This window comes from Methylosinus sp. DMC45, from assembly GCF_056313885.1.
The window spans coordinates 40,071-57,997 of the sequence record NZ_JBQUZK010000064.1 but is presented as its reverse complement, the minus strand read 5'-3'; the positions used below and the strand labels follow the sequence as shown (position 1 = coordinate 57,997).

Here is a 17,927-nt window from a genome sequence, read left to right as displayed (position 1 = left end):
AAAAGTGGCTTCGCGGCGATGGGCCGGGCAAAACGGGGAAACTCGCGGCGTTCGGCATTTGCAGTAAACGGTAAACCTTGTAGAAGGTGAACATCGGATCGGACGGCGTGCGGTAGCGTGCGTGCGTTGTCCCAGTTCGTGAGCCGCGCCGCTTTCGGCGGGCGACGGCGCGACGAGGACTTAGGATTGACAATGCGGTCCATCGAGGCTTTTCGGAATCGTTCCTATCTCTTGGCAGCCGTGGTATCGGCGGTCCTCGGCTTCTCTCTTCCTTCCTTTGCTCAGGATATCGTCGTCGTCGGCAACGCCCGCGGCGATTCCGACGTGATCCGCTCCTATTTCTCCGGCACCAGCCCGGAGGAGATCGAGAAGGGGCTCGAAGCGCTGCGCAATAGCGGCCGCTTCGCCAATGTGAGCGCCAGCCGCGAGAAGGGACGCGTGGTCATCCATGTGTCGGAGACCAATCTCATCAACCGCGTCGTCTTCGAGGGCAACAGCAAGGTCAAGACCGACACGCTGACCTCGGAAGTGCGCACGCGCGCGCATGGCTCCTTCAATCAGACCGTCGTGCAGCAGGACATTGCGCGCCTGCTCGAGATCTACAAGCGCTCCGGCCGCGCCGCCGCCAAGATCACCTATCGCACCGTGCAGCTGCCCAATGGCCGCATCGATGTGGTGTTCACGGTGGAGGAGGGCGACAAGACCGGCGTCAAGGACATCAAATTCGTCGGCAACACCGTCTACTCGACCGGCCGTCTCGTCGATCTGATGGAAACGACGGAGATGAACTTCCTGTCGTTCATCAAGACGAGCGACGTCTATGATCCCGACCGCATCGCCTCCGATCTCGAATTGGTGCGCCGCTTCTATTTGAAGAACGGCTACGCCGACTTCCATGTCGTCAGCTCCGACGCCGTGTTCGATCCGGGCCAGGGCGGCTATGTCATCACGGTCGTGGTGGAGGAGGGGCCGCAGTATCGCGTCTCCAATGTCGATATCGAATCGCATCTGCCCGATATCGATCCGGCCTCTCTGCAGCCCTATCTGCGTCTTTCCGCCGGCGACGTCTATAATGGCGACGCGGTGGAGAAGACGGTCGAATCGCTGACCCGCGAGATCGCCAAGAAAGGCTACGCCTTCTCGCAGGCGCGCCCGCGCGGCGAGCGCAATCCCGCCGCTCAGACGGTGGCGATCCGCTTCGTCGTCGACGAAGGTCCGCGCGTCTATATCGAGCGTATCAATATTCGCGGCAACACGCGCACGCGCGATTACGTCATTCGCCGCGAGTTCGAGATCGGCGAGGGCGACGCCTATAATCGCGTGCTGGTCGATCGCGCGGAGCGCCGCCTCAACGGCCTCGGCTTCTTCAAGAAGGTCCGCGTCACCAATGAGCCGGGCTCGGCCGCCGATCGCGTCATCGTCAATGTGGACGTCGAGGATCAGGCGACCGGCAATTTCGGCGTGTCGGGCGGCTATTCGACGACGGAAGGCTTCATCGGCGAAGTCTCGGTGTCGGAGAGCAACTTCCTCGGCCGCGGCCAGGCGACGCGCCTCTCGGTGCAGGCCGGCCAGCGCGCTCGCGGCGTGTCCTTCAGCTTCACCGAGCCCTACTTCCTCGATCAGCGCTTCTCGGCGGGCTTCGATCTCTTCGCGAAGAAGTCGGACGCCTACAACTACTCCTACTATTCCACCACCTCGATCGGCGGCACGCTGCGCTTCGGCGTGCCGATCACCGAGGAGATCAGCTTCTCGCCGCGTTATTCGATCTACAACACGACGATCTCCATCCCCAACGACAGCAACCGGCCCTACAACGACTGTCAGACGCCGCTGCCGGGATATACGCCGGGCTTCGGCTATATCTTCGCGCCGACGCCGGCCGATCTCAACATTCTCTATAACTGTCAGTCGAATGGCGAGGCCTCGCTGGCCATCAAGGAATCGCAGGGGTCGCGGCTCACCTCGCTCATCGGCTACACGCTGTCGTACAATTCGCTCGACAATTTCCGCAATCCGAAGAACGGCATCCATTCGCAGCTGTCGCAGGATATCGCCGGCCTCGGCGGAAACAGCCGCTATGTGCGCACGACCGGCGACCTCCGCTACTTCCACGAGATTCCCTATGTGGATGACGTGGTCGGCATCGCGCGCGTGCAGGGCGGCAATATGTTCGCGCTCGGCGACTATCAGTTCCGGGTGATGGACAATTTCAACCTCGGCCCGACTCTGGTGCGCGGCTTCGCGCCGGGCGGCCTCGGCCCGCGCGATATCTCCAACTGGACCAGCTCGCGCGGCAACTCGCTCGGCGGCACCAATTACATCGGCGGCTCGCTCGAGGTGCAGTTCCCCATCTGGGGCCTGCCGAAGGACATCGGCCTGCGCGGCGCGCTCTTCGCCGACGCCGGCACGCTCTGGGGCTACAAGGGCGCGACGAACTTCAGCAGCAAGCTCTATGGCGTCACTCTGCCCTGCGTGTATCCCTACTCGGCGCCGACCTACGGCCAGGGCACTTGTATCGTCGTCTCGGGCGACGCCGCGCAGATCCGCTCCTCGGTCGGCGCTTCGGCGCTGTGGCAATCGCCGCTCGGGCCGATCCGCTTCGACTATGCGGTGGTGCTGTCCAAGGCCTATGGCGACATCACGCAGCGCTTCCGCTTCTCCGGCGGCACCAATTTCTAAAAGCGACGCGCTGGCGCGCCGCCGACACAGCGTCTAGAATTTGCGATCCCCGAGCGGCGAGACCCGCCTCTCGGGGATCGTTTTCGTAGAGGGCGCCGCAATGGCCTCGGGCCGGCCGGCGTTCTCCTTGTGTTTTTCGTCCCGGCCTCGGCCGGGCGCGACGGGGAGGAGCGCGGCATGGGCGCCGCTGGATTTTTCCGCCTCGACCGGCCGCTGACGGCGGCGGAGGTCGCCGAGATCGCGGGCGCACGCCTCCCCGAGGCCGCCTCGGACGCCGAGGACGTCATCATCGGCGTCGCGCCGCTCGATCTGGCGCGGCCGGGCGAGCTCGCCTTCTATGACCGTCGACGTTATGCGCAGGCTCTCCGCCTCTGCCGCGCCACCGCCTGCCTGCTGCGCGCGCGCGATCTCGATTCGCTGCCGAGCGGCGTCATTCCGCTGGTGACGCCCGAGCCGCACAAGGCCATGGCGAGGGTGATGGCGCGGCTGTTTCCCGATTCGCTGCGGCCGCAGTCGCTATTTTCCGCGAGCGGCGTCTCGCCCGGCGCGATCATCCACCCGACAGCGCGGCTGGAGCCGGGCGTCTCGGTCGATCCTGGCGCCGTCGTCGGCCCGCGCGCGGAGATCGGCTCGGGCAGCGTCATCGGCCCGCAGGCGGTGATCGGCCCGGATGTCCGCATCGGGCGCGACTGCTCCATCGGCGCCAATGTCAGCGTCGTCTGCGCGCTCATCGGCGACCGCGTCATCCTTCATCCGGGCGCGCGGCTCGGCCAGGACGGCTTCGGCTTTGCGCTGTCGACGGAGGGGCATGTGAAGGCGCCGCAGATCGGCCGCGTCATCGTGCAGGACGATGTGGAGATCGGAGCCAATACGACGATCGACCGCGGCGCGACGCGCGACACCATCATCGGAGAAGGGACCAAGATCGACAATCTGGTCCAGATTGGCCACAACGTGGTGATCGGCCGCGGCTGCGTCATCGTCGCGCAATCGGGACTCGCCGGCTCCTGCGAGCTCGGCGACTTCGTCGCTCTGGGCGGCCAATCGGCGATCGGCGGCCATATCACCATTGGCGAAGGCGCCCAGATCGCCGCCAAATCCGGCGTGACCCGTGACGTGCCGGCCGGCGCGCGCTGGAGCGGCGCGCCGGCGCGCCCCGTGCGGCGCCATTTGCGCGGCGAGCTTCTGCTCGATCGCCAATCCCGCCGCGAGGCGAGGTAAACCGGCGCCGGACGCCGGGTGAACGAGAGACGGGCCAGCGGCGGAGAGACGCGAGGGACCCGGAGGGGGAGGAAAAAGAAAATGAGCGAAGAAACAACGGCCGATGCGCCGGAAACCCTCGGCGTCCATCAGATTTTGGAGCTGCTGCCGCACCGTTATCCGTTTCTGCTGGTCGATCGCATCATCGATATCCGCGGCGACGAGAGCGGCGTCGGAGTGAAGAACGTCACCTTCAACGAGCCGCAGTTTCAGGGCCATTTCCCCGAAAATCCGGTGTTTCCGGGCGTGCTGATGGTGGAGGCCATGGCGCAGACGGCGGGCGCCATCGCCGCCCACATGCTGCCGAAGGGCTCCAATCGCAAGGTTTTCTTCACGACGATCGACAAGGCGAAATTCCGTCGCCCGGTCACGCCCGGCGACCGTCTCGAGTTCCACGTCGTCAAAAAGGCGCGCAAGCGCGACATCTATTGGTACGCCTGCCGGGCGCTGGTCGATGGCGTGCTGGTCTGCGAGGCGGAGCTGAGCGTGATGATCGGCGCCTGAGCGCCGCCGCATCGCCCGGACGGGGCCAATGACCGCGAGCGCGCGCATCCATCCTTCCGCTGTCGTCGAGGCGGGCGCGCGCCTCGGCGAGGGCGTCGTCATCGGGCCGTTCTGCCATATCGGCGCCGAGGTCGAGCTCGGCGCCGGCGCGCGTCTCCTTTCGCATGTCGTCTTGACCGGGCGAACGCGTATCGGCCCGGAGGCGGAAATTCATCCTTTCGCCGCGCTCGGCGCCGCGGCGCAGGATTTGAAATCCCGCGGCCTGCCGGGCGCGCTCGTCATCGGCCGCGGCTGCCTCGCGCGAGAGGGCGTCACCATCAACGCGGGAACGCCGGCGGGCGGCGGCGAGACGCGCATCGGCGACGATTGCGCCTTTCTCGCCTATTCCCATGTCGGCCACGATTGCGCGATCGGCGATGGCGTGGTGCTCTCCAATAATGTGCTGCTCGGCGGCCATGTCCGCATCGGCGATCATGCGGCGATCGGCGGCGCGACGGTCGTGCATCAGCGCGTGCGCATCGGCGCGCACAGCTTTGTCGCCGGCCTCTCGGGGCTCGAGGGCGATCTCATTCCCTTCGGCCTCGCGGGCGGCAATCGCGCGCATTTGTTCGGCCTCAATCTCGTCGGCCTGCGCCGGCGCGGCTTTTCCGACGCGCGCCTCGCTGTTTTGCGCGAGGCTTTTCGTCGCTTGTTCCCGCAGGAGACGGGCGCCGATGTGCTGGCCGCGCGCGTCGAATCTGTCGCCGCGGATTTTACCGGGGCCGAGGATGTGGAGGCGCTGATCGCCTTTCTGCGAGCCGAGCGGGAGCGGCCGCTCTGCGCGCCGCGCCCGGCGCGGGGCTAGGGCGGTGGCAAGGCCCGGCCATGTGTTTCTCATCGCCGGGGAAGCCTCCGGCGATCTCCTCGGCGCGCTGCTGATGCGCGCGCTGCGGGCCGAGCGGCCGGAGATTCGCTTCTCCGGCGTCGGCGGCGAGGCGATGGCGCGCGAAGGGCTCGCGAGCCTCTTTCCCCTAGGCGATATCGCCGTCATGGGCCTCGTTCCCGTGCTCCGTCTCCTGCCGAGGCTGCTCGAGCGCATAGACAGAACGGCGCGCGCGATCGTGGAGGCGCAGCCCGATTGCCTCGTGCTCATCGATGCGCCGGATTTCACTCATCGCGTCGCGCGGCGGGTGAGGCGCGCGCGGCCGGAGCTGCCGATCCTCGATTATGTGAGCCCGACGGTCTGGGCCTGGCGACCCGGGCGCGCGCGGGCGATGCGCGCCTATATCGACGAGGTGCTGGCTGTGCTGCCCTTCGAGCCGGCGGCGCATCGGCGGCTCGGCGGCCCGGCCTGCGTCCATGTGGGCCATCCGCTGCTCGATTGCCTCGACGCGCTGACGCCATCGGCCGCCGAGCTGGCGGCGCGTGAGACGGAGAGGCCACTGCTGCTCGTCCTGCCGGGCTCGCGCCGCGCCGAGGTGGCGCGGCTCATGCCGGCTTTCGGCGAGACAGTGGCGACGCTCGCCGCGCGATGCGGGCCGTTGGATGTGGCCCTCCCTGTCGTGCCCCATGTCGCCGAAGACATCGAAGCGCGCCTCGCCGGCTGGCCGCTGCGGCCGCGGCTTCTCTCGCAGGAGGAGAAGCCGGCGGCTTTCCGCCGGGCGCGCGCGGCGCTCGTCGCCTCGGGCGCGGCGACCTTGGAGCTGGCGCTCGCCGGCGTTCCCATGGTCGTCGCCTATAAGGTCGCGCCGATCGAATGGCCGCTGCGCGCGCTCATCAGCGTCGACAGCATAGTGCTGCCCAATCTCGTGCTCGGCGAGCGGCTCATTCCTGAATTTCTGCAGCAACGCGCGGAGCCTAGGGCGCTCGCGGCGGCTCTGGAGCCGCTCCTGCGCGGCGGCGCCGAGCGCGCGGCGCAATCGAGCGGCCTCGCGCGCGTGCGCGAGCGCATGCTGGCGGATGGGCGCAGCCCCAGCGCGCGCGCCGCCGAGCGCGTGCTCATATGGCTGGACGGCGCGAGCAAATAGGGGAGGCCGCGCTTCCGGACGCGTGACCTCCCCGCGATATGTAAAACGTAACCAACAGCAACAACACTCGAGGCTTAGCCCGGCTTCACCTTCGCCGCATCCCCCATTTGGGAGAGGTCGCGCAAAATTCGGCGAGCAGAGCCTTCATCCAGGTCGGCTCACGTCTCGCTCTATTCTTGACGCTTGCCGCCGCTGTCGGCCAGCTCATTGGAAAAATATTCTCCGGTCGATTTGAACAGATGACAGGCGCTCTCGTCGAGTCGGAAGGTGAAAGCGACGCAGGCGTCCTCCTCGCGGCAGGCCGCCTCGCAGGCGTCGGGACCTTCGGCGGAGGCCGTCTTATAGCCGGCGCCGGGGAAGGCCTTGGACGGGTAGCGCTCCATGGCGAGCGCGCCGGAGGGCGCGCGCGGAATGCGAATGTCCTCGCGCAGGCCGCTGGTCATGCGCGGATTGAGCGCGAAAGCGACGGCCGCAGATTTGAGGCGGCAGGTGCGATTCCAGCGATCGAAGGCATAGGCCCGGCAATCGGCGCGGCCGCGGCAGGCGGCGACGCAGGCGGGCTGATCGAGCTTGCGCAGAGTGGCGAGCGTCGGCCCCGTGAGGTCGCGATTGTCGAAGCCGCGAAAGGCCGTCGGCTTTTGCGGGCCGATGACGGCGGGCGGAAGCCGCTCCGGCTCCTCCTCCGGCGCGAGCGCTGTCGTCGCCTCCGGCGCTGGCGTCTCCGCTCGCGGCGCGATCTGAGTCGCAGTGGCGATCGCCTCTTTCGCTGGCGGCTCGGACGGCGCTAGCGCGATAGGCGCCGGGCCGCTCGGCGGGAAGGGGGATATCTTCGCGCGCGCGAGCTCTAGATCGGCGTCGATCGCGCGCGCGATCACATAGGCCTTGTCCTCACGAAGCAGCGCCGCGAGCGCCTCCTCGCGCGCTCGGCTCGCCGCGAGATCGCCGAGCGTCGCGCGGGCGCGCGTCTCCAGCTCGCTCGCGGAAGCGTCGAGATGCGCGAGTGCGGCGCGCAGCTCGGGCGGCGCCGCCTCCGAACGCCGCGCCCATTGCGCGGCGCCGATGAGGGCGGCGAAAAGGACGAGCGCTGTGACGATGAGGGCGCGCCCTCGGCGGCGCGGCGGCGGCGGCGCGGCTGCGATGGCGGCGGCCGTTTCCGCCGCTCGCTGCGCCGCGCGCCGCTGCGCCTCGGCGAGGCGCTCCTCCAATTGCTGAATATGTCGGGCGCCTTCGTCGAGACGCTGCTCCAGCTCCTGCGATCGCGCATCGGCTTCCGGGCTCGCGCTCGCGGCGCTCGGCGGCTCCAGCCGCCGCGCGCCGCGCTCCAGCCAGATCTCGAACAATGTGGAGAGATTCGGCTTGGGCGAGGAAATTCCGCGCCGCTCGCGATCGAGCCAAGCGTCGAAATCGCGGGCGAAAGCGGCGAGCACATTCTCGACCGTCGTCTGCTCACGCGCGGCGCGCTGCTCGTAGTGACGGCGCGCGTCGCGCAGCATCGTCGCGCATTCCTCGCGATATTGCGCCTCGACCTCGTCCCATGAACGTCGCGCGTCGGGAGCGCTCGCCTCGCGCCGCGCCACATCGTTCACAGCACCCATCGTCGTCTCCCGCTTCGTGTTCTCGGTCGCTGCGCGATCGCTCGATCACGTTCGGTTTCTAATACGGATTTGCGGCGCTCGTCCAAATCATGCGCCGTCGTCGCGGCGGCGACGACGGAGTTCACGGGCGGTCCCTTGGGACACGGGGGATTTTGCCGCGGGCGGGGCGGGGGCGTTTCGCTCATGACGAATGATCCGATCATGGCGAATCGCGCAGGATGCGATTCGGCGATTCGCCGGGGCTGAAATCGATGATTGAAACACAGCGACGAAAAGCACGCGCAGGGCGAAAAATGCTCGCGTGAATCGAGAGGTCGACGTCGCCATTGGCGGCGACGAACATGTCAATTTCGAGTCGCGCGCCCGCGCCCGTGCAACTTACGGAAAAGCCGGCGCCGACCGCTCGACGATCACGCGCGCAGGACGGCGCGGCCGGAGCGAATGGCGGAGACGATGCGAACGACGATCTCCGAGCCCGTGCGGCGGCTGCGCGCGTCGAATTCCGTCGCCGCCTCGGGCGTCAATATGTCGAGATAGGACTCGGCGATGCGCAGCTTCTCGCTCATCGTGGGATCGACATAGCCGAGCGCGAAAGAGAGCGCGGGCGTGCGCCCGGCGACGACGGTCGCATGATCGTCGGTGACGAGATGGCTCGCATGGAGCGAGCCGCCGATCTCGCAGCGGCCGGCGCTCGAGCTGTTGAAGACCGCGCCTTCCGCGCGCAGATCGCCGCGCACGACCACCTCGGCGCCGCCGAGCGTGACCGTGCGCGCTCTGAGATTGCCGCGCGCCAGCACGAAGGCCGCCGAGCCGTCGAAGGAATTGTCCATGAGATCGCCGTCGATCGTCATATCGCCATCGACGACGAGGCCTGCGATCTTGTCGCACCACATCCATTGATAGAGCTCAATGTCGCCGACATAGGCGAAATCGCCTGGGCAATAGGCGATGCGGAAAGTGGAGAGATCGAAGAGGCCGAGGCTGATCTCGCGATCGAAGCGCAGCTTCTGGCGCGCCTCCTCGAAAGAGAGCAATTCATAGGACCCCGTCTCGATCATTTCCGCCTCCCCGTTTGGTGAGGAGACAATGGCGGGAGCGGAGCCGTAAATCTGTGCGTGAGCGCACAAGACGTTTCGGCCTTCGCATCTCGAAACGCGAAGGCCGGCATCAGCGTTCGGACGTCAGCGCTTCGACATCAGCGTTTCGACATGGGCAGATAGTCGCGCTGCTTCTCGCCCGTGTAGAGCTGGCGCGGGCGGCCGATCTTGGAGCCCGGATCCTCGATCATCTCCTTCCACTGGGCGATCCAGCCGACCGTGCGCGCCACAGCGAAGAGCACGGTGAACATCGTGGTCGGCAGGCCCATCGCCTTCAGCGTGATGCCGGAATAGAAGTCGATGTTCGGATAGAGCTTCTTCTCGATGAAATATTCGTCGTGCAGAGCGATGCGCTCCAGCTCGATCGCCACATCGAGGAGATCGTCCTTCACGCCGAGCTCGGCCAGCACCTCGCGCGTCGTGCGCTGCATGATCTTCGCGCGCGGGTCGTAGTTCTTGTAGACGCGATGGCCGAAGCCCATCAGGCGGAACGGGTCGTTCTTGTCCTTGGCCTTGGCGATGTAGATCGGAATGCGGTCCGGCGTGCCGATCTCGGCGAGCATCTTCAGCACCGCCTCATTGGCGCCGCCATGCGCCGGTCCCCACAGCGAGGCGATGCCCGCCGCCACGCAAGCGAAGGGATTGGCGCCGGACGAGCCGGCGAGGCGCACGGTGGAGGTGGAGGCGTTCTGCTCGTGATCGGCATGCAGCATGAAGAAGCGGTCGAGCGCCCGCGACATCACCGGATTGACCTTATATTCCTCGCAAGGAACGGCGAAGCACATGCGCAGGAAGTTCGACGTATAGTCGAGGTCGTTCTTCGGATAGACGAAGGGCTGGCCGATCGAATACTTATAGGCCATGGCCGCGAGCGTCGGCAGCTTCGCGATCATGCGCGTCGAGGCGACCATGCGCTCGACCGGATCGGCGATATTCGTCGAGTCGTGATAGAAGGCCGAGAGCGCGCCCACCGACGCCACCATCACCGCCATCGGATGCGCGTCGCGGCGGAAGCCCTGGAAGAAGCGCGCCATCTGCTCATGCACCATCGTATGGCGCGTGATGCGATAGTCGAAATCGGCCTTTTGCGTCGCCGTCGGCAATTCGCCGTAGAGCAGCAGATAGCAGGTCTCGAGAAAGTCGCCGTGCTCGGCGAGCTGGTCGATCGGATAGCCGCGATAGAGGAGAATGCCCTCATCGCCGTCGATATAGGTGATTTTCGACTCGCAGCTCGCCGTGGAGGTGAAGCCCGGGTCATAGGTGAACATGCCCGTATCGCCGTAGAGCTTGCGGATGTCGGCGACGCTGGGGCCGATCGTTCCCTCCATGATCGGCAGGCTCACGGTTTTCTCGCCGGTGTGAAAGGACGCTTCTTTTTTCGTCATGGCCCCACCTTCTCGCGTTATCCGTGCAGTTTCGCGGTGCTTCGGCGAAACGCCGCAGCATATTTTACGCCACGCCCGAGCCGCGCTTCCCCCGCGGCTCGATCTCGCCAGCGAAAATCGTTCGAGCGCAGGCGCTTTCGCGCCATGGGCCGCCGCGCCCGCTCGATCGAACGTAAATCGCTTTAAATTCAAACCCTCCTGCGAATGGCCGGCGGAATTGCGTCGGTCGCCGCGCCGTTGCGGCGCATGCGCAGCGGGCAGGGGGAGGCAATGCGGCGCAGCAGAGGACCTCTTTGTGCGTTGCACAAACTATAGCATCCCGCGCCCGCGGTTCAAGCGAGTTGCGCCGCCTGGTCGCGCAGGCGGGCGAGGCTCTCTTCCTTGCCGAGAATCGCCAGCACGTCGAAAATGCCGGGGGAGGTGGTGCGCCCGGTGAGCGCGGCGCGCAATGGCTGCGCCAGATCGCCGAGCTTGACGCCCTGCGCCGCCGCCGTCTCGCGCACGATATTCTCGGTCGCGGCGGCGCTCCACTCCTCGAGCGCGGCCAGCTTTTCCGTCAGCGCGGCGAGATGCGCCTTCGCCGCCGGCGACAGCAGCGCGGCGGCCTTGGCGTCCAGCGCCAGCGGCCGCTCGGCGAAGAGGAAGCCCGAGCCGTCGACCAGCTCGTTGAGCGTCTTGGCGCGCGCCTTGAGGCCGGGCATGGCCGCGGCGAGCTGCGCCTTGCGCGTGTCATCGAGCTTGGCGGCGAGCGCCGCGCCGCCCTCGAGATAGGGCAGAGTGGCGATCAGCGCCTCGAGCAGCTCGGAATCCTCGCTGCTGCGCAGATAATGGCCGTTCATATTCTCGAGCTTCACGAAATCGAAGCGCGCCGGCGAGCGATGAATGCTCTCGAGATCGAAAGCCTCGATCATCTCCGCGGTCGAGAAAAACTCGCGGTCGCCCTGGCTCCAGCCGAGGCGCAGCAAATAATTGCGCAGCGCCGCCGGCAGATAGCCCATGCCGCGATAGGCGTCCACGCCGAGCGCGCCATGGCGCTTCGACAGCTTGGCGCCGTCCGGCCCGTGAATGAGCGGAATATGGGCGAGCTTGGGCGCCTCCCAGCCGAGCGCCTCATAGATGTGCTTTTGCCGCGCGGCGTTGGTGAGATGATCGTCGCCGCGGATGATCTGGGTGACGCCCATATCGTGATCGTCGACGACGACGGCGAGCATATAGGTCGGCGCGCCATCCGAGCGCAGCAGCACGAAATCGTCGATATCCTTGTTGGGGAAGACGACGCGGCCCTGCACGGCGTCCTCGATCACCGTCTCGCCCTCTTGCGGAGTCTTCAGCCGAATGACCGGCGCGACGCCCGCCGGCGCCTCGGACGGATCGCGGTCGCGCCAGCGCCCGTCATAGCGCGGCGGACGGCCCTCGGCGCGCGCCCTCTCGCGCATCTCCTCCAGCTCCTGCGCGCTGGCGTAGCAGCGATAGGCCTTGCCTTTGGCGAGCAGCTCCTCGGCGATCTCGCGATGACGCGGCGCGCGCGCGAATTGAAATACGGCGTCGCCGTCCCAATCGAGCCCGAGCCAGCGCATTCCATCGAAAATAGCGTCGACGGCCGCCTGGGTGGAGCGCTCGCGATCCGTGTCTTCTATGCGCAGCAGAAAGCGCCCGCCGTGGCGCTTGGCGTAGAGCCAGCTGAACAGCGCCGTGCGCGCGCTGCCGATATGGAGGAAGCCGGTGGGAGAGGGGGCGAAGCGCGTGACGACCTGAGACATGAGCGCGGCTGACGGTCCTTGAGAATTTAGAGCGGAGGCCCGTCTAGCACGCTGCGGGCCAGGGGGGAACTGCGGGGGGAGGGGCGCGCCCTGCCTCGGCTTCCGGCCGATGGCGCAACCCTCGCCCTCATGCCGAGAACAGGGGCGTCGAGCGCGGCCTTCGGGAACTCGCCCTCGTGCTTCGAGACGGCTCCTGCGGAGCCTCCTCAGCATGAGGGCGAGGGTTGAGGCCTTTCCCGCATCGCCCCTGCATTCCGGCGCCTCGGCAGAAGCTTTCCTCATCCTGAGGAGCCCGCGCAGCGGGCGTCTCGAAGGACGAGGAAAGCGTCGGGCGGAAACTCCCCACTCACGAGAGAAAATCGAGAATGGGTCGCAGCCACTCCTCGATTTGCGGAAACTGATGCATCAGTTTTTGGATGGTCAGCGCTATGGCGCCGCCTTTTACGCCTATATAGCCCGCGCTCGTGACCGGCACGCCGATCAAAGCGCGTTTGGCCCATTTCGTCAGCTCGGGGCCGACTCCGTCGCCGAGCTTGCCGGCTTCTTTCACTATGCTCTTTTCGGCATGGCTCGCAAAGTTTTTCCCGGCGCGCTTCGCTGTTCCAGCCACGCCGTTCTTTGTAGAGATCGCCGCTTCGGCGATCGTCTTCAACACATTATCGATGCTGGCGACGAGGTCTTCCGCCAGAAGATCGGCGCCCGCGGCGATCGGATCAAAGCGTTCGGCCTGCGCGTCGCGCTGGGCAGCGAGGCGGCTCGCCATCTCACTCACGATCGCCGCGATTTCTTGCTCGACGAATTGCGCCGCCTCGTCTTCGCGTAACGCTTCCGCGAATTCGGCCGCGATGCGCGGCGTCTCCTCGCGCTGCTCGGCGGTGAGGCGGTCCTTTTCGGCGTTCGCCTTGAACTCGCGCCATTTCGGGAATTGTCGCACGGTACGATCGAAGGCGCGCGTAGCGGCGAGATAATCCGCGGCGAGCATGCGCGGCCATTCTTCGACGACGCCCGCGGCGTAAGCGTCGAGCTTTTCTTGCTCATGGGCGAGGCGAAACAATTGCTCCTGCGTCGGGCGTTTCGTCGGAATGAGGTCGGCGAGGCGTCGCAGAGAGGCGGCCGCGCGCTTGTCGATATTCGACTCTGCGTCGAGGCTTTCGACGAGATCGCCGAACTGCCGTTTCAATGCGAGCAAGGCTGCATTAAGAGCGCGAGCGTCGAGTTCTGCGCTGGCGGGCTTTTTCCGAAGGAGGATTTTTCCGTCCTCCGAGATCGGCTCGAGCGCAGCAGGTTTCGGTTCTGGAATTTTTGGCTGTTCGCGCGGCTTCTGTTTCTGCGTCAGGCGCGCGATTTCCTGTGCGAGCAGCGCATTTTGCTCGGCGGGGTCTTTCTCGCGCGGGTCGACGGGCAACGTCGCGAAGAGAAGCTCGATCTCCTCCGAGAGCTCCACGCCGTCGAGGCGGCGTTCGTACCAGTCGAACCAGGGCCGCCAATGCGTTTCCGCGAGGAGATCGCGCAAGAGCCACCAACGCTGTTTTACCCATGTCGGTGCGCCGCTCTGCGACCACAGTGGATCGCCTGCGAGTTCGATCGGGGAGCGACCTGCTTCGAGCGCCGTGACGTCGCCGGAAATAGAACGCCAAATGGCGGCGCCATTGTTGTGGTAGTAGGCCGCAGCCGAGGCCGCGGCCTCGGCTGCGGCGGTAGCAGCGTAGATGTTGTCGGTGACGGCGGTAAAGTCGACAGCGTGGGCGGCGAAGGAGGCGGCGGGATCAGCGGCGTATTTGGCGACGTCGGCGGCACGAAGGCCATTGGTTCGGGCCGGATATTTGATGGCTACACGCGCTACCGCATTAGGCCAAAATATTGCCAGTGCCTCTTGCCCGAATTCCAGCGCTTTCAGTTCCTGAGCCCTTCGCGCCGTCAGTGGCAGGACTCTGAGTGCTGCGCGCGCCGCGATGACTCCCGCTGCTGGCTCCTGCCGATCAGGTGGCTGTGCCTCGAACCATCGCCTCAAGCTCCCTGAGTTGGAAATCCTCGGCTGTTCCTCTTCGTCGTCCAAATTCGACATGAAAAAAAACTCCGCGCCGTAGCGAGGATGGATGCTCGCGAGCCAAAAAGCAAGGTGCGCCGCGCGGACGAGAAGACTCCGATAGTTAACTTTTTTATGGATATATTTCAGCTGGTTGTGCTCAGATTCGTGCTCCTTCCAACCCCACCCCTCCTTGCAACTCCCCCGCCGCGTCCCCACGTCTCGCGCCGCATGATCCGCGGCTGCGCCGAAGGCGCGGCGCCGCATGCTCCCGGCGGAATGCGCCTGGGAGAAAAGGCTTTGAACCGCGCATTCCGCTCAACCATGAGCAAATGAGATGTTTCCCCTCGATTATCCTCTGACGCCGTTCTGGCAGACGAGCCTTCTCGTCGCCGGAGCGGTCGGATCGCTGCTGCTTCTCGCGCTCGTCGGCGGCGCCGTTCGCTATATTCCGAATGATCGGCTCGGCGTTTTGGAGAAGCTGTGGAGCTTTCGCGGCTCGGTCGGCGAAGGCTTCATCGCGCTCAAAGGCGAGGCGGGCTTTCAGCCCGATGCGCTGCGCGGCGGCTTTCATTTCTTCGTCCCCTTCCAATATCGCGTGCATCGCGTGCCGCTGGTTTCTATTCCGCAGGGACAGATCGGCTATGTCTATGCGCGCGACGGCGCCGCGCTCGCGCCGGAGCAGACGCTCGCGTCCAATGAGAAGGCGTCCGATTTCGAGGATGTGCGCGGCTTTCTCGTGCAGGGCGGGCAGAAGGGGCCGCAGCGCAAGATTTTGCGCGAGGGCGTCTACGCCATCAATCTCGCGCAATTCGTCGTGCTGACCGCGGCGCGCAATTACGCGGTGACGCTGGCGTCCAACGACGATGAGCTATTCGCGCGCACGGCGGCGATCATCGGCGCGCGCCATGGCTTCGAGCCCATCGTCATCAAGGACGAGCAGGACGTGCTCGGCGTCGTCACCGTGCATGACGGGCCGGCGCTGCGCGAAGGCGAGATCATCGCGCCTTCCGTCGGCGGCGAGGCCTCCGATCCGAGCTTTCACAATAATTTCCAAAATCCCGAAGCCTTCTTGCGCGCCGGCGGCTTTCGCGGGCGTCAGCATCAGGTGCTGGTCGACGGCAGCTATTACATCAATCGCCTGTTCGCGACGGTGGAGCTCGTCCCCAAGACGATCGTCGACGTCGGCACGGTCGGCGTCGTCGTGTCCTATACGGGCGCGAGCGGCGTCGATATTTCGGGCGACGATTATCGCCATGGCGAATTGGTGGCGCCCGGCTGTCGCGGCGTGTGGAGCAAGCCGCTGCTGCCCGGCAAATACGCCTTCAACACTTATGCAGGAAAAATCATCGCGGTGCCGACGACGAATTTCGTCCTGAAATGGACGGCGGAATCGACCGGCCCGCATCGTCTCGATGAAAATCTCTCGGAGATCGCGCTCATCACCAAGGACGCCTTCGAGCCGTTGATGCCGCTCTCCGTCGTCGTCCATATCGATTATATGAAAGCGCCGCTGGTGGTGCAGCGCTTCGGCGATGTGAAGCGCCTCGTCGAGCAGACGCTCGATCCCATGGTTTCGGCCTATTTCAAAAATATCGGCCAGACCAAGACGCTGATTCAACTTTTGCAGGAGCGCAGCGACATTCAGAGCCGCTCGAGCGAGGAGATGCGCGCCAAATTCGCCGGCTATAGCCTCGATCTGCAGGAGGTGCTGATCGGAACGCCGCGCGCCGACAAGGAGCGCGGATCGTCGGCGATCGAGTCGATATTGGCGCAGCTGCGCGAGCGGCAGATCGCGGTGGAGAAGGTGGAGACCTATCGGCTGCAGGAGGCCGCCGCGGCGCAGGAGAGGAGCCTGCGCGAGAAGCAGGCGCTCGCCGAGCAGCAGGCCAATATCACGGCGTCGTCGCTCGCCATTCAATTGCGCGAGAACGAAGGCAAGGCGCGCCTCGCGCAGACGCGCCAGGAGGCGGAGACGATCCAGGTGACGGCGAAAGCCAACGCCGAGCGCGCCCGCGTCGAAGGGCAGGGCGAGGCGGATCGCATTCGCGCCATCGGCTTCGCCGACGCCGAGAAGATCAAGGCCGTAGGCCTCGCGCAGGCGGAGGCGACGGAGAAGCAGGTCGCCGCCTATGGCGGGCCGGAGTATCAGCTCAACTCGACCGTGCTGCTGCGCTTCGCCGAGGCGATCGAGAATGGCAAGCTGCCGCTCGTTCCCGGCATTGTCGTCGGCGGCGGCGACGGCCGCGCCAATGGCGGCGGGCTCGTCGAAATGCTGCTCGCCATGCTGGTCGCCGAGAAGGGAGAGGCGCGAAAGGGGCTTCCCCCGGCGTAACATCCGGGTGCGCGCTCGCGTATAGGCTGCGGACGGGCGGCGGCCGTGGCGTCGCCGCCCGTCTTTCCGCGCTTTTGCGGGCTCTGAAACAGAGGATTTCGCTATGACGCTTCGCTTCGCTTCCGTGCTTTTCTCCGCCGCGCTCCTCGCCACGCCGCTTTTCGCCGCCGAGAAGCACGCCTTCACGCCGCAGGGCTTCGAGGCGGCGCAGACCGCCGGCAAGCCTATTCTCGTCGAGATTCACGCGCCTTGGTGCCCCACCTGCAAGGCGCAGCAGCCGATCCTCGAAAAGCTCGAGAAAGACGCCAAATTCGACGCTCTGCAGGTCTTCCATGTTGATTTCGACAGCCAGAAGGACGCGGTGCGCGATTTCCACGCGACGACGCAGAGCACGCTGATCGTCTTCAAAGGCAAGAGCGAGACCGGCCGCTCGGTCGGCGACACCGGCGCCGCCTCCATCGCCGCTCTGCTCGACAAAGCGTTGTGATGACGCTCGATCTCGCGGGAGCGAGCCTCGCCTTTCTGGCGGGGCTCTTCTCCACCCTCTCGCCCTGCGTGCTGCCGCTGCTGCCGATCATTCTCGGCGCAGCGGGCTCCGAGCACAAGCTCGGGCCGGCGGCGCTGGCGCTCGGCGTCGCCAGCTCCTTCGTCGCCATCGGCCTGTTTCTGGCGCTCCTCGGCTTCGGGGCCGGCATAGACGGCGACAGCCTGCGCTTCGGCGCGGCGCTGCTGATGGTGGCGCTGGGCGTGCTGCTGGCGGCGCCGGCGCTGCAAGTGAGGATCGCCGCCGCCGGCGGTCCGCTCGCCGATTGGATCGAGCGCCGCTTCTCCGGCTTCTCGACCCATGGGCTGCGCGGCCAATTGGCGCTCGGCCTGCTGCTCGGCGCGGTGTGGAGCCCCTGCGCCGGGCCGACTCTCGGCGCGGCCTCGCTGCTCGCCGCGCAGGGCCAGAATCTCGGCCAGGTCGGGCTGGTGATGGCGTTCTTCGGCCTCGGGGCGGGCCTGCCCTTGGTCGCGCTCGGCGCCGTCTCGCGGAGCGTTTCGATGCGGCTGCGGAATTCGCTGCTCGTCGGCGGCAAATGGGGTAAGGGCGCGCTCGGCGCGGCGCTCGCCTCCATCGGCCTCTTGATCGCCACCGGGCTGGACAAGCCGCTGGAGGCGGCGCTGGTCTCCGCCTCGCCGGAATGGCTGACCGGCCTGACGACGCGTTTTTGATCGTCGCGGCGCTCGCGCGCTCGGCGGTTTCGGATATAGCATGAGCTGGACCTTGCTCGCTGCGA

General features: G+C 66.3%; 14 protein-coding genes. 8 read left to right on the top strand and 6 right to left on the bottom strand.

Going from position 1 to position 17,927, the window contains the following annotated elements; genetic code table 11:
* Window positions 1-192: 192 nt before the first annotated feature.
* The 5 genes from bamA (at window position 193) to lpxB (ending at window position 6,449) form a co-directional block, all read left to right on the top strand.
* Window positions 193-2,679, top strand: a complete 2,487-nt coding sequence (gene bamA / locus ACT53T_RS24130; protein WP_476163201.1) for an outer membrane protein assembly factor BamA — start codon at window positions 193-195, stop codon at window positions 2,677-2,679.
* Window positions 2,680-2,856: 177 nt separating this feature from the next.
* Window positions 2,857-3,900, top strand: a complete 1,044-nt coding sequence (gene lpxD / locus ACT53T_RS24125) for a UDP-3-O-(3-hydroxymyristoyl)glucosamine N-acyltransferase (protein ID WP_476163200.1) — start codon at window positions 2,857-2,859, stop codon at window positions 3,898-3,900.
* An 81-nt stretch (window positions 3,901-3,981) separates the two neighbouring features.
* Window positions 3,982-4,443, top strand: coding sequence for a 3-hydroxyacyl-ACP dehydratase FabZ (gene fabZ, locus ACT53T_RS24120; RefSeq protein WP_476163199.1), 462 nt, complete (start codon window positions 3,982-3,984; stop codon window positions 4,441-4,443).
* Window positions 4,444-4,471: 28 nt separating this feature from the next.
* Window positions 4,472-5,287, top strand: coding sequence for an acyl-ACP--UDP-N-acetylglucosamine O-acyltransferase (lpxA, locus tag ACT53T_RS24115; protein ID WP_476163198.1), 816 nt, complete (start codon window positions 4,472-4,474; stop codon window positions 5,285-5,287).
* 4 nt (window positions 5,288-5,291) lie between these two features.
* Window positions 5,292-6,449: a lipid-A-disaccharide synthase gene (gene lpxB, locus ACT53T_RS24110; protein WP_476163197.1), complete on the top strand. Its 1,158-nt coding sequence runs from the start codon at window positions 5,292-5,294 to the stop codon at window positions 6,447-6,449.
* Window positions 6,450-6,619: 170 nt separating this feature from the next.
* Here lpxB and ACT53T_RS24105 read toward each other — a convergent pair whose 3' ends face one another.
* The 6 genes from ACT53T_RS24105 to ACT53T_RS24080 all read right to left on the bottom strand — a co-directional run bounded on the left by ACT53T_RS24105 (window position 6,620) and on the right by ACT53T_RS24080 (window position 14,579).
* Window positions 6,620-8,044, bottom strand: a complete 1,425-nt coding sequence (locus ACT53T_RS24105; RefSeq protein WP_476163196.1) for a PAN domain-containing protein — start codon at window positions 8,042-8,044, stop codon at window positions 6,620-6,622.
* Between the two features lie 199 nt (window positions 8,045-8,243).
* On the bottom strand, window positions 8,244-8,387 hold the full coding sequence (locus tag ACT53T_RS24100; RefSeq protein WP_476163195.1) for a hypothetical protein: 144 nt from the start codon (window positions 8,385-8,387) through the stop codon (window positions 8,244-8,246).
* A 67-nt stretch (window positions 8,388-8,454) separates the two neighbouring features.
* Entirely contained in the window at window positions 8,455-9,102 is a 648-nt protein-coding gene (locus ACT53T_RS24095) for a hypothetical protein (RefSeq protein ID WP_476163194.1), read from the bottom strand.
* 137 nt (window positions 9,103-9,239) lie between these two features.
* Window positions 9,240-10,526 carry a citrate synthase gene (locus ACT53T_RS24090; protein WP_018265095.1) on the bottom strand — a complete coding sequence of 429 codons (1,287 nt, stop codon included), beginning with the start codon at window positions 10,524-10,526 and terminating at the stop codon, window positions 9,240-9,242.
* A 332-nt stretch (window positions 10,527-10,858) separates the two neighbouring features.
* On the bottom strand, window positions 10,859-12,286 hold the full coding sequence (gltX, locus tag ACT53T_RS24085; protein WP_476163193.1) for a glutamate--tRNA ligase: 1,428 nt from the start codon (window positions 12,284-12,286) through the stop codon (window positions 10,859-10,861).
* A gap of 346 nt (window positions 12,287-12,632) precedes the next feature.
* Window positions 12,633-14,579, bottom strand: a complete 1,947-nt coding sequence (locus ACT53T_RS24080) for a hypothetical protein (protein WP_400767451.1) — start codon at window positions 14,577-14,579, stop codon at window positions 12,633-12,635.
* A 70-nt stretch (window positions 14,580-14,649) separates the two neighbouring features.
* Here ACT53T_RS24080 and ACT53T_RS24075 point away from each other — a divergent pair, with 70 nt between their 5' ends.
* The 3 genes from ACT53T_RS24075 (at window position 14,650) to ACT53T_RS24065 (ending at window position 17,862) form a co-directional block, all read left to right on the top strand.
* On the top strand, window positions 14,650-16,647 hold the full coding sequence (locus ACT53T_RS24075) for an SPFH domain-containing protein (RefSeq protein ID WP_476163192.1): 1,998 nt from the start codon (window positions 14,650-14,652) through the stop codon (window positions 16,645-16,647).
* A 103-nt stretch (window positions 16,648-16,750) separates the two neighbouring features.
* The gene (locus ACT53T_RS24070; RefSeq protein ID WP_018265098.1) at window positions 16,751-17,134 is read left to right on the top strand and encodes a thioredoxin family protein; all 384 of its coding nucleotides are present in this window, start codon (window positions 16,751-16,753) and stop codon (window positions 17,132-17,134) included.
* Complete coding sequence (locus ACT53T_RS24065) at window positions 17,134-17,862, top strand: cytochrome c biogenesis CcdA family protein (RefSeq protein ID WP_476163191.1); 729 nt, start codon at window positions 17,134-17,136, stop codon at window positions 17,860-17,862. The genes ACT53T_RS24070 and ACT53T_RS24065 overlap by 1 nt, the downstream gene beginning before the upstream one ends.
* The last annotated feature ends 65 nt before the right edge of the window (window positions 17,863-17,927 follow it).

Excerpts from the sequence above, each read along its gene's own strand:
- bamA (WP_476163201.1), top strand. The coding sequence starts at position 193 with ATGCGGTCCATCGAGGCTTTTCGGAATCGTTCCTATCTCTTGGCAGCC.
- lpxD (WP_476163200.1), top strand. The coding sequence starts at position 2,857 with ATGGGCGCCGCTGGATTTTTCCGCCTCGACCGGCCGCTGACGGCGGCG.
- fabZ (WP_476163199.1), top strand. The coding sequence starts at position 3,982 with ATGAGCGAAGAAACAACGGCCGATGCGCCGGAAACCCTCGGCGTCCAT.
- lpxA (WP_476163198.1), top strand. The coding sequence starts at position 4,472 with ATGACCGCGAGCGCGCGCATCCATCCTTCCGCTGTCGTCGAGGCGGGC.
- ACT53T_RS24105 (WP_476163196.1), bottom strand. The coding sequence starts at position 8,044 with ATGGGTGCTGTGAACGATGTGGCGCGGCGCGAGGCGAGCGCTCCCGAC.
- ACT53T_RS24100 (WP_476163195.1), bottom strand. The coding sequence starts at position 8,387 with ATGTTCGTCGCCGCCAATGGCGACGTCGACCTCTCGATTCACGCGAGC.
- ACT53T_RS24095 (WP_476163194.1), bottom strand. The coding sequence starts at position 9,102 with ATGATCGAGACGGGGTCCTATGAATTGCTCTCTTTCGAGGAGGCGCGC.
- ACT53T_RS24090 (WP_018265095.1), bottom strand. The coding sequence starts at position 10,526 with ATGACGAAAAAAGAAGCGTCCTTTCACACCGGCGAGAAAACCGTGAGC.
- gltX (WP_476163193.1), bottom strand. The coding sequence starts at position 12,286 with ATGTCTCAGGTCGTCACGCGCTTCGCCCCCTCTCCCACCGGCTTCCTC.
- ACT53T_RS24080 (WP_400767451.1), bottom strand. The coding sequence starts at position 14,579 with ATGCGGCGCCGCGCCTTCGGCGCAGCCGCGGATCATGCGGCGCGAGAC.
- ACT53T_RS24075 (WP_476163192.1), top strand. The coding sequence starts at position 14,650 with ATGTTTCCCCTCGATTATCCTCTGACGCCGTTCTGGCAGACGAGCCTT.
- ACT53T_RS24070 (WP_018265098.1), top strand. The coding sequence starts at position 16,751 with ATGACGCTTCGCTTCGCTTCCGTGCTTTTCTCCGCCGCGCTCCTCGCC.
- ACT53T_RS24065 (WP_476163191.1), top strand. The coding sequence starts at position 17,134 with ATGACGCTCGATCTCGCGGGAGCGAGCCTCGCCTTTCTGGCGGGGCTC.